Source organism: Variovorax sp. GW821-FHT09B01, from assembly GCF_059418345.1.
On sequence record NZ_JBWKPQ010000004.1, the window covers coordinates 487,287 to 499,910 of the forward strand.

Here is a 12,624-nt window from a genome sequence, read left to right on the forward strand (position 1 = left end):
GGGCCCTCAGCCGCGGCCGAATTCCTCGCCGAGCTCGGCCGCGCGCTTCTGCGCCGCGCGGATCGCGGTCTTGAACTGCCCCTTGACGTCGGCCTGCTGCAGTGCGCTGATCGCCGCATAGGTGGTGCCGCCCTTGGAGGTCACGCGCTCGCGCAGCACCGCGGGCGGCTCGTGCGCGCTGTCGGCCAGCGCCGAGGCGCCGGTGAAGGTGCCGATCGCCAGGCGCTGCGCCTGGTCGGGCGTGAGGCCCATCTCGATGCCGGCCTCGGTCATGGCCTCGATGAAATAGAACACGTAGGCCGGGCCCGAGCCCGACATCGCGGTCACCGCGTCGAGCGCGGGTTCTTCGTCGACCCAGATCAGCTCGCCGGTGGGCGTCAGCAGCTGGCCGACCAGCGCGCGGTCGGCGCCGTCGGCACCGGCGCGCGCGAACAGGCCCGTCATGCCCTGGCCGACCAGCGCCGGCGTGTTCGGCATGGCCCGCACCACGCGCTCGGTGGCCAGCCAGCGGGCGATGCTGTCGGACGGAATGCCCGCGGCCACGCTCAGGTGCAGGGCGTTTTCGGCGAAGGGGCGCACCGGGCGCGTGGCCTCGGCGAAGGTCTGGGGCTTGACCGCCCAGACCACCACCGCGCAGCGCGACAGCGCCGCGCCGGCCTCCGGCTGGGCCGCGATGCCGAAGGTGTTGGTCAGCCTGGCGCGCGCCTCCTCGAAGGGCTCGACCACCTCGAAGGAGGTGGCCGGCGTGCCTTGCTGGATCAGCCCGCCGATGATGGCGCTGGCCATGTTGCCGCCGCCGATGAAGGCGATGGGTGGCAGCGGCGCGGGGGCGTTGCGGGGCAGGAAGGTGGCGGCGATGGTCATGGTCGGTCGAGGAATTCGAAGGCGGCGAACTGCGTGATCTGCAGCGGGTTGAAATTGTCGTCGCTGACGATCATCAGCGTCCGCCCGCCACCGGGCAGCGGCGGGCCCCAGCACATGCCCTCGCTGTTGTCGAGGCGCGAGAGACCGTTGCCGGCCCCGAGCCGGGAGAAATCGGCGACCAGGGTCTTGGCGACCGGCCGGTGGTTGCCAGGGGCCAGCGCCTCCAGGCCCAGCACGTCGCTGCCGCCGCGGGTGTCTATTTCATAGAGGCGCAGCGAATTCCCGGTGCCGGCGGCGTAGGCACGCTCGAGCACCAGCATGCGGTGCGCGTCGATCATCAGCACCTCGCTCACGCCGTTGTCGGCATAGGTGCCCGGCAGCAGCGGACGCAGGGGAATCGCGTCGGGCACATAGGCGATCTGGCCGGTCGCCCGGCCGCTGGCCAGGTCGATGCGCGTGAAGCGGCAGGGGCCGCCGGCGGCGTCGACCGTGGGCACGGGGCCGTCCTGGATCAGCGCGTTCTCCATCGCCAGCCAGGCCGTGCGGCCATCGGGCGTCAGCGCGAGGCCCTCGAAGGCGAGGTTGTCGCGCGCGCCGCGGCGCTGGGCCGGGTCGGGCTGGAACATGGCGGGCAGCGCGAATTCGCGCAGGAAGCGGCCGTCGCGCGCCGATTCGTAGAGCGCGGGGCCGAAGCCGCGCGCGAGGTCGCCCTCGCTGCTCCACAGCAGGGTGCCGGTGTCGGGGCGCAGGCGCAGCGATTCGGGGTCGGGCACCGGCAGGCCGGCGATGGCCTGGCGGCGCGAAGGCCAGGGGCCGCCACCCGGGCGTTGCAGTTCGACGACACCGGTGGCTTCGGGCGCGGCGCTCCAGGGCGCCGGCCAGCGCGCCATATAGAAGCGCACGGGCGCCAGGTCCGACCGGTCGTCGCTCAGGAGCAGGTACTCACCTGCGCGGGCGTCGAAGTCGATGCCCGAGAGCCCGCCCGCCGGCGTGCCGCCGATGGAGAGCCGGTGCGGCCAGCGCGCTTCCGCGAGGCGGCGCAGCCGGACGGGCGCCGGGGCATCGGGCGCGGCCGCCGGGGCGCCGCAGCCGGCGACGCCCAGCGCCAGGGCGCCGGCGGCCCCCGCGAGGCCGCCCAGCACGAGGCGGCGGGTGGTCGAGAACGAGGGGGTGGGGGCAGGAGGGCGCACGGGGCCAGAGTCTAGTGTCTTGGCGGGCGGCGCAAAGAAGGCAGTTGACATCGAAGCAGGCGGGTGCCACAATCGCGGGCTTCGCTTCAAAAAGGCGAAGATTTCAGCCCAAACGGGAAGCGCTTCGAGTGGTTCGAGGCGCGGACGGCGGGCCCAAGACTGACCGATGCGAGACACGCGAATCCCTCCGGGCCGCGCATTGGTACAAGTTGGGAATATCAAGAAATGATCCAAACTGAATCCCGGCTCGAAGTGGCCGACAACACAGGCGCGAAGTCCGTCCTGTGTATCAAGGTGCTCGGTGGCTCCAAGCGGCGTTATGCCAGCGTGGGCGACGTCATCAAGGTCAGCATCAAGGAAGCCGCTCCGCGTGGTCGCGTCAAGAAGGGCGAGATCTACAGCGCAGTGGTCGTGCGCACCGCCAAGGGCATCCGTCGCAGCGACGGTTCGCTCGTCAAGTTCGACGGCAATGCCGCCGTGCTGCTCAACGCCAAGCTGGAGCCGATCGGCACCCGCATCTTCGGACCGGTGACGCGCGAACTGCGCACCGAGAAGTTCATGAAGATCGTGTCGCTGGCACCCGAAGTTCTCTAAGGACAACAACGCCATGAACAAGATTCGCAAAGGCGACCAGGTCATCGTGTTGGCCGGCCGCGACAAGGGCAAGCGCGGCGTCGTGACGCTGCGCAAGGACGACTCGCACGTGCTCGTCGAAGGCATCAACCTCGTCAAGAAGCACACCAAGCCGAACCCGCTCAAGGGCACGACCGGTGGCATCGTCGAGAAGGCCATGCCGATTCACCAATCCAACGTGGCGATCTTCAATGCCGCGACCGGCAAGGCCGATCGCGTGGGCATCAAGGTGAGCCAGGATGCCGAAGGCAAGCGCGTCGCAGTGCGTGTCTTCAAGTCCAGCGGCGAAGAAATCAAGATCGCCTAAGAGGTACTCAGATGGCACGTCTCCAACAACACTATCGCGAAAAGATCGCCAAGGACCTGACCGAGAAGTTCGGTTATGTCTCGCCGATGCAGGTCCCGCGCCTCACCAAGATCACGCTCAACATGGGCGTGGGTGAAGCTGTCGCCGACAAGAAGGTCCTCGACAACGCCGTTGCCGACCTGACCAAGATCGCCGGCCAGAAGCCCGTGGTCACCAAGTCGAAGAAGGCCATCGCCGGTTTCAAGATCCGCGAGAACCAACCCATCGGCTGCATGGTCACGCTGCGCGGCGTCCAGATGTACGAATTCCTGGACCGCTTCGTGACGGTGGCTCTGCCCCGCGTTCGCGACTTCCGCGGTATCTCGGGTCGTGCCTTCGACGGTCGCGGCAACTACAACATCGGTGTGAAAGAGCAGATCATTTTCCCCGAGATCGAGTACGACAAGGTCGACGCCCTGCGTGGTCTGAACATCAGCATCACGACGACGGCCAAGACCGATGAAGAAGCCAAGGCGCTGCTCGCCGGCTTCCGTTTCCCGTTCAAGAACTGAGGTGATTTGTGGCTAAAGCATCTTTGATCCAGCGCGAACTCAAGCGCGACAAGCTGGTTGCCAAGTTCGCCGCCAAGCACGCCGAACTGAAGGCCGCCTCGAACGACCTCAAGAAGACCGAAGAAGAGCGCGCAGCCGCCCGCCTGGCACTGCAAAAGCTCCCGCGCAACGCGAACCCCACGCGTCAACGCAACCGTTGCGAAATCACCGGTCGTCCGCGCGGCACCTTCCGTCAATTCGGTCTGGCCCGCGCCAAGATCCGCGAACTGGCCTTCAACGGTGACATCCCCGGTGTCATCAAGGCCAGCTGGTAAGCCAGGCAGGAGCAAACAACATGAGCATGAGTGATCCCATTGCCGACCTGCTGACGCGTATCCGCAACGCGCAGATGGTGGCGAAGCCCACTGTGTCGGTCCCGTCTTCCAAGGTGAAGATCGCGATCGCGCAGGTCCTGAAGGACGAGGGCTACATCGACGGCTTCCAGGTCAAGACCGAAGCCGGCAAGAGCGAACTCGAAATTTCGCTGAAGTACTACGCTGGTCGCCCGGTCATCGAGCGCATCGAGCGCGTGAGCCGCCCCGGCCTGCGCGTCTACAAGTCCAGCACTGCCATTCCGCAAGTCCAGAACGGCCTCGGCGTTGCGATCGTCACGACCCCCCAGGGCGTGATGACCGACCGCAAGGCACGCGCCTCCGGTGTCGGTGGCGAAGTGCTGTGCTACGTCGCCTGACCGAGACATCGAGGAGAACACTGAAATGTCCCGAGTAGGAAAATCGCCGGTCGCCATCCCCCAAGGCGTGGATGTGTCGATCAAGGAAGACCAGATCAGCGTCAAGGGCACGGGCGGTTCGCTCAGCCTCGCGCGCAACGCACTGGTCAACGTCGTCAGCAAGGACGGCAAGCTGAGCTTCGAGCCGGCCAACGATTCGCGTGAAGCCAACGCGATGAGCGGCACGATTCGTCAGCTCGTGAACAACATGGTGGTCGGCGTGACCAAGGGCTTCGAGAAGAAGCTCAACCTGGTTGGCGTGGGCTACAAGGCCGCCGCCCAGGGTTCCAAGTTGAACCTGCAAGTCGGTTACTCGCACCCGGTCAACATCGACATGCCGCAAGGCATCACGGTGGCCACCGCGACCCCGACCGAAATCGTGATCAAGGGTGCCGACCGCCAGCGCGTCGGCCAAGTGGCCGCTGAGATCCGTGCCGTTCGTCCGCCCGAGCCCTACAAGGGCAAGGGTATCCGTTATGCGGACGAGAAGATCGTGATCAAAGAGACCAAGAAGAAGTAAGGGGCAGCAAAATGATGTTGACCAAAAAAGCACAGCGTCTCCGCCGTTCGCGCCAGACCCGCATCCGCATCGCGACGCAGGGTGTGGCTCGCCTCACGGTGAACCGTACCAACCTGCACATCTACGCGACCGTCATCTCCGGCGACGGCTCGAAGGTGCTGGCCACGGCCTCCACCGCCGAAGCCGAAGTGCGCACCGCGCTCGGCGGCTCGGGCAAGGGTGGCAACACCGCTGCAGCCACCGCCATCGGCAAGCGCATCGCCGAAAAAGCGAAGGCCGCCGGCGTCGAGAAGGTTGCCTTCGACCGCGCAGGTTTTGCGTACCACGGCCGCGTCAAGGCGCTGGCCGATGCCGCCCGCGAAGCCGGCCTGCAGTTCTAACCGGACACGAGATTCAAAATGGCAAAGATTCAGGCAAGAACGCAGAACGAAGGCCCCGAGGACGGTCTGCGCGAGAAGATGATCGCGATCAACCGCGTCACCAAGGTGGTGAAGGGTGGTCGTATCCTCGGTTTCGCAGCACTCACCGTGGTCGGTGACGGCGATGGCCGCGTCGGCATGGGCAAGGGCAAGTCGAAGGAAGTGCCCGCTGCCGTGCAGAAGGCGATGGAAGAAGCCCGTCGCAATCTGTTCAAGGCTCCGATCAAGAACGGCACGCTGCACCACCAGGTGCAGGGCCACCACGGCGCCTCCACGGTCGTGATGTACCCGGCCCCCAAGGGTACCGGCATCATCGCCGGCGGCCCGATGCGCGCCGTGTTCGAAGTCTTGGGCATCACCGACATCGTGGCCAAGAGCCATGGTTCGTCGAATCCCTACAACATGGTTCGCGCCACGCTCGACGGGTTGAAGAATTCGACGACCGCGTCCGCAGTGGCTGCCAAGCGCGGCCTGACCGTCGAAGAAATCTTCGCCTGAGCGCGAGCTCTTGCAAGGCTGAAGGAAGCATTCAAATGACGACGCAACAACAAACCCTGAAGGTGCAATTGGTCAAGAGCCCGATCGGCACCAAGGAATCGCACCGTGCCACCGTTCGTGGCCTGGGCCTGCGCAAGCTCAACAGCGTGAGCGAACTGCAGGACACCCCCGCGGTGCGCGGCATGATCAACAAGATCAGTTATCTGGTCAAAGTTCTGTAAGAGAGACTGATATGGAACTCAATGGCATCAAGCCGGCGGATGGCGCCAAGCACGCCAAGCGCCGCGTTGGCCGCGGTATCGGCTCCGGCATCGGCAAGACCGCGGGTCGCGGTCACAAGGGCCAGAAGTCGCGCGCAGGCGGTTTCCACAAGGTCGGCTTCGAAGGCGGTCAAATGCCGCTGCAGCGTCGCCTGCCGAAGCGTGGCTTCAAGTCGCAGACGCTCAAGTTCAACGCCGAAGTCACGCTGGCTGCTCTCGAGCAGCTCGGCCTGGCCGAAGTCGATGTGCTCGCCCTGAAGCAAGCCGGCCTCGTGGGCCAGCTCGCCAAGGTGGTGAAGATCATCAAGACCGGCGAACTCACCAAGGCCGTCAAGCTGACGGGCGTCGGTGCCACCGCTGGTGCCAAGGCCGCGATCGAAGCGGCCGGCGGCAGCGTCGCCTGATCGACAGACCTTCGGACTGAAAGAAGCTCCTCGTGGCAACTAACGCGGCAACGATCGCAAAGACGGGCAAGTTCGGTGACCTGCGTCGCCGGCTGGTCTTCTTGCTGCTCGCGCTCGTGGTCTACCGGATCGGCGCGCACATTCCCGTGCCCGGCATCAACCCCGACCAGCTCGCGGCGTTGTTCCAGGGGCAGCAGGGCGGCATCCTGAGCCTGTTCAACATGTTCTCGGGTGGCGCGCTGTCGCGTTTCACGGTGTTTGCGCTGGGGATCATGCCGTACATCTCGGCGTCGATCATCATGCAGCTGATGACCTACGTGCTTCCGAGCTTCGAGCAATTGAAGAAGGAAGGCGAGGCCGGTCGCCGCAAGATCACGCAGTACACCCGTTACGGTGCACTGGGTCTGGCGCTGTTCCAGTCGTTCAGCATCGCAGTGGCGCTCGAGTCGTCGGCTGGCCTGGTGATCTCGCCCGGCTTCGGCTTCCGGATCACCGCCATGGTGAGCCTGACGGCAGGTTCGATGTTCCTGATGTGGCTCGGCGAGCAGATCACCGAACGCGGCCTGGGCAACGGCATCTCGATCCTGATCTTCGCGGGTATCGCCGCCGGCCTGCCGAACGCCATCGGCGGTCTGCTGGAGCTGGTTCGTACCGGCGCCATGAACGTGATCATCGCGCTGTTCATCGTCGCGGTGGTGGTGCTGGTCACCTACTTCGTGGTGTTCGTCGAACGCGGCCAACGCAAGATCCTCGTGAACTATGCGCGGCGCCAGGTCGGCAACAAGGTGTATGGCGGTCAGTCGTCGCACCTGCCGCTGAAGCTGAACATGGCCGGTGTGATTCCGCCGATCTTCGCGTCCTCGATCATTCTGCTGCCGGCGACGGTGGTGGGCTGGTTCAGCACCGGCGAAGGCGGGTTCCGCTGGATCAAGGATGTGGCCAGCGCGCTGCGCCCGGGCGAGCCGATCTACGTGCTGCTGTATGCCGCCGCGATCGTGTTCTTCTGCTTCTTCTATACGGCCCTCGTGTTCAACAGCCGCGAGACCGCCGACAACCTGAAGAAGAGCGGTGCGTTCATTCCGGGCATCCGCCCGGGTGATCAGACGGCGCGCTACATCGACAAGATTCTGGTTCGCCTGACGTTGGCCGGCGCGGTGTACATCACCTTCGTCTGCCTGCTGCCCGAGTTCCTGATCCTGAAATACAACGTTCCGTTCTATTTCGGCGGTACCTCCCTGTTGATCATCGTGGTCGTCACGATGGACTTCATGGCCCAGGTCCAAAACTACATGATGTCCCAGCAGTACGAGTCGCTGCTGAAGAAGGCCAATTTCAAGACTTCGTAAGGCACAGGGCACTGGCCCGCCGGGTTGAACAGAGTTTTAGGAGAATGAAATGAGAGTTTCGGCTTCGGTCAAAACCATCTGCCGTAATTGCAAGATCATCCGCCGCAAGGGTGTGGTGCGCGTGATCTGTACCGACCCGCGCCACAAGCAGCGCCAGGGTTGATCAAAGAGTATTAGAGGACGCACATGGCACGTATTGCTGGCATCAACATTCCGCCGCACAAGCACGCTGAGATCGGCCTGACCGCCATCTTCGGTATCGGTCGCACCCGCGCCCGTCAAATCTGCGAAGCGAGCGGCATCGAATATTCGAAGAAGATCAAGGATCTGACGGACGCCGATCTCGAAAAGATCCGCGACCAGATCGCCTTGTTCACGATCGAAGGCGACCTGCGCCGCGAGACGACGATGAACATCAAGCGCTTGATGGACATCGGCTGCTACCGCGGCTTCCGTCATCGTCGCGGCCTGCCGATGCGCGGCCAGCGCACGCGCACCAATGCCCGCACCCGCAAGGGTCCGCGCAAGGCTGCGCAGTCCCTGAAGAAGTAAGGATTGAAACAGCATGGCTAAAGCTCCTGCCAACAACGCCGCACAGCGCGTTCGCAAGAAGGTTCGCAAGAACGTTGCGGACGGCATCGCTCACGTGCACGCCTCGTTCAACAACACCATCATCACGATCACCGATCGCCAGGGCAACGCCCTGTCGTGGGCTTCGTCGGGTGGCCAGGGCTTCAAGGGCTCGCGCAAGTCGACCCCGTTCGCCGCGCAGGTCGCTTCCGAAGTGGCCGGCCGTGCTGCTGTCGAACAAGGCATCAAGAACCTCGACGTCGAGATCAAGGGCCCCGGCCCCGGTCGCGAATCGTCGGTGCGCGCACTGGCTGCGCTCGGCATCCGGATCAATTCCATTGCCGACGTGACGCCCGTTCCGCACAACGGCTGCCGTCCCCAGAAGCGTCGTCGCATCTGAGCGTCAGTCCCCTCAGGCGCAGCCGTTTCAAAGCGGCTGCGCATTTGTTTTTTAACTAAGCCCACCGCCATCGGCACTCTGTTGTCGATGGCTCCCGCAGGCGACTGCGGCAGCAAACAAAGGAAAAGACGTGGCACGCTACCTCGGCCCCAAGGCCAAACTTTCCCGCCGCGAAGGCACCGACCTGTTCCTGAAGAGCGCCCGTCGCTCGATCCAGGACAAGGCCAAGTTCGACTCCAAGCCCGGCCAGCACGGCCGTACCTCGGGTCAGCGCACCTCGGACTACGGTCTGCAGCTGCGTGAGAAGCAGAAGGTCAAGCGCATGTACGGCGTGCTCGAGAAGCAGTTCCGCCGCTACTTCGAAGAAGCCGATCGCCGCCGTGGCAACACCGGCGCCAACCTGCTGTTCCTGCTCGAGTCGCGCCTGGACAACGTCGTCTACCGCATGGGCTTCGGCTCGACCCGCGCCGAAGCGCGCCAGCTCGTGTCGCACAAGGCCATCACGGTGAATGGCCAGTCGGTCAACATCCCGTCGTACCTGGTGAAGACCGGCGACGTGATCGCCGTGCGCGAGAAGTCGAAGAAGCAGAACCGCGTCGTCGAAGCACTGCAACTCGCCCAGCAAGTCGGTATCCCCGGCTGGGTCGACGTGAATGCCGACAAGGCCGAAGGCACCTTCAAGAAGGTCCCGGACCGCGACGAATTCGCTGCGGACATCAACGAATCGCTGATCGTCGAACTGTATTCGCGTTGATTTCCACTCCCGCACCGCGCAAGCGGCGGCGGGAGTCCTGTTTTTGTTGTTCACGTTCCTGGTTCGTGCCGCACTCGCGCTGCGGGCCAGGCGCTTCACCAGCCTTACCGGTGTAACGAGCCGGGGGTATTGAGAGGAAGTCTGCATGCAAACCACCCTGCTGAAACCCAAGACCATCCAGGTCGAGCAACTCGCGGCCAACAAGGCCAAGGTGACGCTCGAGCCTTTCGAGCGCGGCTACGGCCACACGCTCGGCAACGCGCTGCGTCGCGTGCTGCTGTCGTCCATGGTCGGTTATTCGGCCACCGAAGTCACGATCGCCGGCGTTCTGCACGAGTACTCGTCGATCGATGGCGTGCAGGAAGACGTCGTCAACATCCTGCTGAACCTCAAGGGCGTGGTGTTCAAGCTCCACAACCGCGATGAAGTCACGCTGAGCCTGCGCAAGGACGGCGAAGGTCCGGTCCTGGCCTCGGACATCCAGACCCCGCACGACGTCGAGATCATCAATCCCGACCACGTGATCGCTCACCTGTCGCAAGGCGGCAAGCTCGACATGCAGATCAAGGTCGAGAAGGGCCGCGGCTATGTGCCCGGCACGATGCGCCGCTATGCCGACGAGCCGACCAAGTCGATCGGCCGCATCGTTCTCGATGCTTCGTTCTCGCCCGTGAAGCGCGTGAGCTACACCGTCGAAAGCGCCCGCGTCGAGCAGCGCACCGACCTCGACAAGCTGCTGGTCGAAATCGAGACCAACGGCGCGATCACCGCCGAAGACGCCGTGCGCGCCTCGGCCAAGATCCTGGTCGAGCAGCTCGCCGTGTTCGCGCAGCTCGAAGGCGGTGAACTGGCCGCGTTCGATGCACCGGCACCGCGCAGCGCACAGCAGTTCGACCCGATCCTGCTGCGCCCGGTCGACGAGCTCGAGCTCACCGTGCGTTCGGCCAACTGCCTGAAGGCCGAAAACATCTACTACATCGGCGACCTGATCCAGCGTACCGAGAACGAGCTGCTCAAGACCCCGAACCTGGGTCGCAAGTCGCTCAACGAAATCAAGGAAGTGCTCGCCTCGCGCGGCCTGACCCTGGGTATGAAGCTCGAAAGCTGGCCGCCGGCCGGCCTCGACAAGCGTTGATTTTTTTAACGGCCCTCTGAAAAGGGCCAGTGCACCGGGCAGTACCTGACACGGCTGCCCGTTCTTCAAAAAGCAAAGGAAAGCACCATGCGTCACGGACACGGACTCCGCAAACTCAACCGAACCAGCTCGCACCGCCTCGCGATGCTGCAGAACATGATGAATTCGCTCATCGAGCACGAAGTCATCAAGACCACGGTCCCCAAGGCCAAGGAACTGCGCCGCGTCATCGAGCCGATGATCACGCTCGCCAAGAAGCCCACCGTCGCCAACAAGCGCCTGGCCTTCGACCGCCTGCGCAGCCGCGACTCCGTCGTCAAGCTGTTCGGCGAACTGGGCCCGCGCTTCGCCGCGCGTCCCGGTGGCTACACCCGCATCCTGAAGATGGGTTTCCGCGTGGGCGACAACGCGCCGATGGCGCTGGTCGAACTCGTCGATCGCCCTGAAGTGAGCGAAGTTTCTGGCACCGACCAGACCGCCGCCGAATAAGTGCTATAATTTATCTCTTGCCGCGCGATGGAGCAGCCTGGTAGCTCGTTGGGCTCATAACCCAAAGGTCGCAAGTTCAAATCTTGCTCGCGCAACCATTATTAGAGACGTCCCGCCAGCGGCTGCTACAAGCAGTTGTTCGGCGGGATTTTTCATTCGGGCCCAGCTCTCGCAGGTGTCCGCGTCACGCAGCAGCGTGACCGAACCAAGTAGGCCCGCGATGACGGGCCTGGCCTGCGACACCGTAGTCGCATCGCCGCTCAGTGTCTCCTTCAGGTTCATGACCAACTGCCGGTAGCGCGCAGCGATCTCGCCGGCGCTGGCCAGCGGCGCGGGCGCCTGTTCCAGCGTGGCCTGCAAAGTCTTCCGCTCCAGCTCCGCATCGCGAAGGCGCGCCGCCAGTGCCTCGCTTGCGCCAACGCGACGATGGCATCCACGATGCGCTGTATCTCGCGGTCGAGCTCAACGCCGCGCCGGCGAGCGGCCGCCTGTGCACGCTCTTGCCCGCCATCCAGCTCGGCCAGCAGGCGCTTGACGGGGTTGTCTGAACCTCGGCCAGTGCTTCGGGACTGAGCAGATCCTCGCGCAGCTCTGCCAGCAGGCGCTGGTCGACGTCGGTCCGGCGCCAAGTCGCCGAGCTGCTGCATGCGGTCGGTCCCTTGTCTTTGTGCGCGCTGCAGCCGTATCGGCTTCCGTTGATCGCCGTGATGGGACCGCCGCACGCGTCGCAGCGCAGCGCAGCAGGCCACCGAACAGCGTGCCATGGGGCGGCCCGCGTCGAATTGCTGCGCTTGAGTTCGATCGGCCGCGTCTGATCCCACAGGGCCTGGTCGATGATGCGCAGATTCGGCGATTCAGCCTGAATTCGCAGTCGAACTACGAAAACGGTCATCGTTCGCCCGATGCCGTCTACTTGGAGCGTGTTGCGACTCTGGGCGTTGATGTCAGCTTCCTGCTATTGGGCAGGCGCACGCCTTCTCCGTTGCCCGTGTCTAGTGCGGTCCGGCCTGACCCTTTAGGTTGGCGAGGGCGTGGGTGGCAAAGCGTTGATGGCCCCGTCACGGGTTGGGTATCCCATCAGCTCGCTGAACTCCCCGAGTTCAAAGAACCAATGCAACGAACACAAGCGTCTGGCGTTCGATGGCTGACGGCACCCGAAGAGTTGAAGTCCGCGATTGGTGTCAAGGTCGAGGCAGACTTCGCTCTTCTGCCAAATAGCTGGACAGCTGCAACATCCGACCCTGGGGTTGACCGGTTAGAGCAAATCATGGAGAGGCTCCATCGCGGCGCCTTTGGCATTGTTTTGAGTGACTTCGAGAATGATCTCGACTCTGTCGAAGAGCATGGGAACTCGATCCGCGAAGTTCTATGGCGGAGAGTTTTTCGTGTTCCCGGCCCTTTCGAGCCTGGAGCAGTTTTCTTGGTGCGTTGTTCAAACTGCGTATTCCAGCGAACGTGACCGACGATTCCGCTCTATCGTGACCGGTCGTCACGCGTGTTGAGTTGCGCGTTCAG

At 64.1% G+C, this 12,624-nt stretch carries 20 protein-coding genes, 1 tRNA gene and 1 pseudogene; 19 read left to right on the forward strand and 3 right to left on the reverse strand.

Going from position 1 to position 12,624, the window contains the following annotated elements; all coding sequences use genetic code 11:
- Nucleotides 1–6: 6 nt before the first annotated feature.
- Nucleotides 7–864: a pyrroline-5-carboxylate reductase gene (proC, locus tag AC07RV_RS16785; RefSeq protein WP_296788760.1), complete on the reverse strand. Its 858-nt coding sequence runs from the start codon at nt 862–864 to the stop codon at nt 7–9.
- Nucleotides 861–2,054: an esterase-like activity of phytase family protein gene (locus tag AC07RV_RS16790; RefSeq protein WP_296788763.1), complete on the reverse strand. Its 1,194-nt coding sequence runs from the start codon at nt 2,052–2,054 to the stop codon at nt 861–863. The genes proC and AC07RV_RS16790 overlap by 4 nt, the downstream gene beginning before the upstream one ends.
- Nucleotides 2,055–2,279: 225 nt before the next feature.
- On the opposite strand from AC07RV_RS16790, the gene rplN reads away from it, so the two are divergent.
- From rplN to AC07RV_RS16885, 19 genes are all read left to right on the forward strand, one after another.
- Complete coding sequence (gene rplN, locus AC07RV_RS16795) at nt 2,280–2,648, forward strand: 50S ribosomal protein L14 (protein WP_093351140.1); 369 nt, start codon at nt 2,280–2,282, stop codon at nt 2,646–2,648.
- A 13-nt stretch (nt 2,649–2,661) separates the two neighbouring features.
- Nucleotides 2,662–2,994 (forward strand): 50S ribosomal protein L24, encoded by a 333-nt coding sequence (gene rplX, locus AC07RV_RS16800; protein WP_057593144.1) that lies wholly within the window; start codon nt 2,662–2,664, stop codon nt 2,992–2,994.
- 11 nt (nt 2,995–3,005) lie between these two features.
- Nucleotides 3,006–3,545: a 50S ribosomal protein L5 gene (gene rplE / locus AC07RV_RS16805; RefSeq protein WP_093351137.1), complete on the forward strand. Its 540-nt coding sequence runs from the start codon at nt 3,006–3,008 to the stop codon at nt 3,543–3,545.
- Between the two features lie 8 nt (nt 3,546–3,553).
- Complete coding sequence (gene rpsN / locus AC07RV_RS16810) at nt 3,554–3,859, forward strand: 30S ribosomal protein S14 (RefSeq protein WP_057593146.1); 306 nt, start codon at nt 3,554–3,556, stop codon at nt 3,857–3,859.
- A gap of 20 nt (nt 3,860–3,879) precedes the next feature.
- Nucleotides 3,880–4,275 carry a 30S ribosomal protein S8 gene (rpsH, locus tag AC07RV_RS16815; protein WP_093351135.1) on the forward strand — a complete coding sequence of 132 codons (396 nt, stop codon included), beginning with the start codon at nt 3,880–3,882 and terminating at the stop codon, nt 4,273–4,275.
- 25 nt (nt 4,276–4,300) lie between these two features.
- On the forward strand, nt 4,301–4,834 hold the full coding sequence (rplF, locus tag AC07RV_RS16820) for a 50S ribosomal protein L6 (protein ID WP_093351132.1): 534 nt from the start codon (nt 4,301–4,303) through the stop codon (nt 4,832–4,834).
- 14 nt (nt 4,835–4,848) lie between these two features.
- Nucleotides 4,849–5,214: a 50S ribosomal protein L18 gene (rplR, locus tag AC07RV_RS16825; RefSeq protein ID WP_057593190.1), complete on the forward strand. Its 366-nt coding sequence runs from the start codon at nt 4,849–4,851 to the stop codon at nt 5,212–5,214.
- Nucleotides 5,215–5,232: 18 nt separating this feature from the next.
- Complete coding sequence (gene rpsE, locus AC07RV_RS16830) at nt 5,233–5,751, forward strand: 30S ribosomal protein S5 (RefSeq protein ID WP_093351130.1); 519 nt, start codon at nt 5,233–5,235, stop codon at nt 5,749–5,751.
- Between the two features lie 35 nt (nt 5,752–5,786).
- Entirely contained in the window at nt 5,787–5,972 is a 186-nt protein-coding gene (rpmD, locus tag AC07RV_RS16835; protein WP_009124818.1) for a 50S ribosomal protein L30, read from the forward strand.
- Between the two features lie 11 nt (nt 5,973–5,983).
- A complete protein-coding gene (rplO, locus tag AC07RV_RS16840) occupies nt 5,984–6,415 on the forward strand; it encodes a 50S ribosomal protein L15 (RefSeq protein WP_093351127.1) in 432 nt (143 codons plus the stop codon).
- 32 nt (nt 6,416–6,447) lie between these two features.
- Entirely contained in the window at nt 6,448–7,761 is a 1,314-nt protein-coding gene (secY, locus tag AC07RV_RS16845) for a preprotein translocase subunit SecY (RefSeq protein WP_057593152.1), read from the forward strand.
- Nucleotides 7,762–7,810: 49 nt separating this feature from the next.
- Nucleotides 7,811–7,924 carry a 50S ribosomal protein L36 gene (gene rpmJ / locus AC07RV_RS16850; protein ID WP_038201958.1) on the forward strand — a complete coding sequence of 38 codons (114 nt, stop codon included), beginning with the start codon at nt 7,811–7,813 and terminating at the stop codon, nt 7,922–7,924.
- Between the two features lie 23 nt (nt 7,925–7,947).
- Nucleotides 7,948–8,313 (forward strand): 30S ribosomal protein S13, encoded by a 366-nt coding sequence (gene rpsM / locus AC07RV_RS16855; RefSeq protein WP_013544105.1) that lies wholly within the window; start codon nt 7,948–7,950, stop codon nt 8,311–8,313.
- Nucleotides 8,314–8,326: 13 nt separating this feature from the next.
- Nucleotides 8,327–8,731, forward strand: coding sequence for a 30S ribosomal protein S11 (gene rpsK / locus AC07RV_RS16860; protein WP_009124825.1), 405 nt, complete (start codon nt 8,327–8,329; stop codon nt 8,729–8,731).
- A gap of 130 nt (nt 8,732–8,861) precedes the next feature.
- Nucleotides 8,862–9,485: a 30S ribosomal protein S4 gene (gene rpsD, locus AC07RV_RS16865; RefSeq protein ID WP_057593153.1), complete on the forward strand. Its 624-nt coding sequence runs from the start codon at nt 8,862–8,864 to the stop codon at nt 9,483–9,485.
- A gap of 145 nt (nt 9,486–9,630) precedes the next feature.
- Nucleotides 9,631–10,620 carry a DNA-directed RNA polymerase subunit alpha gene (locus AC07RV_RS16870; RefSeq protein ID WP_009124827.1) on the forward strand — a complete coding sequence of 330 codons (990 nt, stop codon included), beginning with the start codon at nt 9,631–9,633 and terminating at the stop codon, nt 10,618–10,620.
- Nucleotides 10,621–10,707: 87 nt separating this feature from the next.
- The gene (gene rplQ, locus AC07RV_RS16875; protein WP_296788773.1) at nt 10,708–11,109 is read left to right on the forward strand and encodes a 50S ribosomal protein L17; all 402 of its coding nucleotides are present in this window, start codon (nt 10,708–10,710) and stop codon (nt 11,107–11,109) included.
- Nucleotides 11,110–11,130: 21 nt separating this feature from the next.
- Nucleotides 11,131–11,207: transfer RNA gene (locus tag AC07RV_RS16880), tRNA-Met, on the forward strand.
- A gap of 312 nt (nt 11,208–11,519) precedes the next feature.
- Entirely contained in the window at nt 11,520–11,657 is a 138-nt protein-coding gene (locus AC07RV_RS16885; protein ID WP_296788776.1) for a hypothetical protein, read from the forward strand.
- A gap of 47 nt (nt 11,658–11,704) precedes the next feature.
- Here AC07RV_RS16885 and AC07RV_RS16890 read toward each other — a convergent pair.
- Nucleotides 11,705–12,001, reverse strand: a pseudogene (locus tag AC07RV_RS16890) (recombinase zinc beta ribbon domain-containing protein); the annotation flags it as partial.
- Nucleotides 12,002–12,624: the final 623 nt, after the last annotated feature.

Excerpts from the sequence above, each read along its gene's own strand:
- rpsH (WP_093351135.1), top strand. The coding sequence starts at position 3,880 with ATGAGCATGAGTGATCCCATTGCCGACCTGCTGACGCGTATCCGCAAC.
- rplX (WP_057593144.1), top strand. The coding sequence starts at position 2,662 with ATGAACAAGATTCGCAAAGGCGACCAGGTCATCGTGTTGGCCGGCCGC.
- rplE (WP_093351137.1), top strand. The coding sequence starts at position 3,006 with ATGGCACGTCTCCAACAACACTATCGCGAAAAGATCGCCAAGGACCTG.
- rplR (WP_057593190.1), top strand. The coding sequence starts at position 4,849 with ATGTTGACCAAAAAAGCACAGCGTCTCCGCCGTTCGCGCCAGACCCGC.
- rpmJ (WP_038201958.1), top strand. The coding sequence starts at position 7,811 with ATGAGAGTTTCGGCTTCGGTCAAAACCATCTGCCGTAATTGCAAGATC.
- rplO (WP_093351127.1), top strand. The coding sequence starts at position 5,984 with ATGGAACTCAATGGCATCAAGCCGGCGGATGGCGCCAAGCACGCCAAG.
- rplF (WP_093351132.1), top strand. The coding sequence starts at position 4,301 with ATGTCCCGAGTAGGAAAATCGCCGGTCGCCATCCCCCAAGGCGTGGAT.
- AC07RV_RS16870 (WP_009124827.1), top strand. The coding sequence starts at position 9,631 with ATGCAAACCACCCTGCTGAAACCCAAGACCATCCAGGTCGAGCAACTC.
- rplQ (WP_296788773.1), top strand. The coding sequence starts at position 10,708 with ATGCGTCACGGACACGGACTCCGCAAACTCAACCGAACCAGCTCGCAC.
- proC (WP_296788760.1), bottom strand. The coding sequence starts at position 864 with ATGACCATCGCCGCCACCTTCCTGCCCCGCAACGCCCCCGCGCCGCTG.
- rpmD (WP_009124818.1), top strand. The coding sequence starts at position 5,787 with ATGACGACGCAACAACAAACCCTGAAGGTGCAATTGGTCAAGAGCCCG.
- rplN (WP_093351140.1), top strand. The coding sequence starts at position 2,280 with ATGATCCAAACTGAATCCCGGCTCGAAGTGGCCGACAACACAGGCGCG.
- rpsM (WP_013544105.1), top strand. The coding sequence starts at position 7,948 with ATGGCACGTATTGCTGGCATCAACATTCCGCCGCACAAGCACGCTGAG.
- rpsE (WP_093351130.1), top strand. The coding sequence starts at position 5,233 with ATGGCAAAGATTCAGGCAAGAACGCAGAACGAAGGCCCCGAGGACGGT.
- rpsK (WP_009124825.1), top strand. The coding sequence starts at position 8,327 with ATGGCTAAAGCTCCTGCCAACAACGCCGCACAGCGCGTTCGCAAGAAG.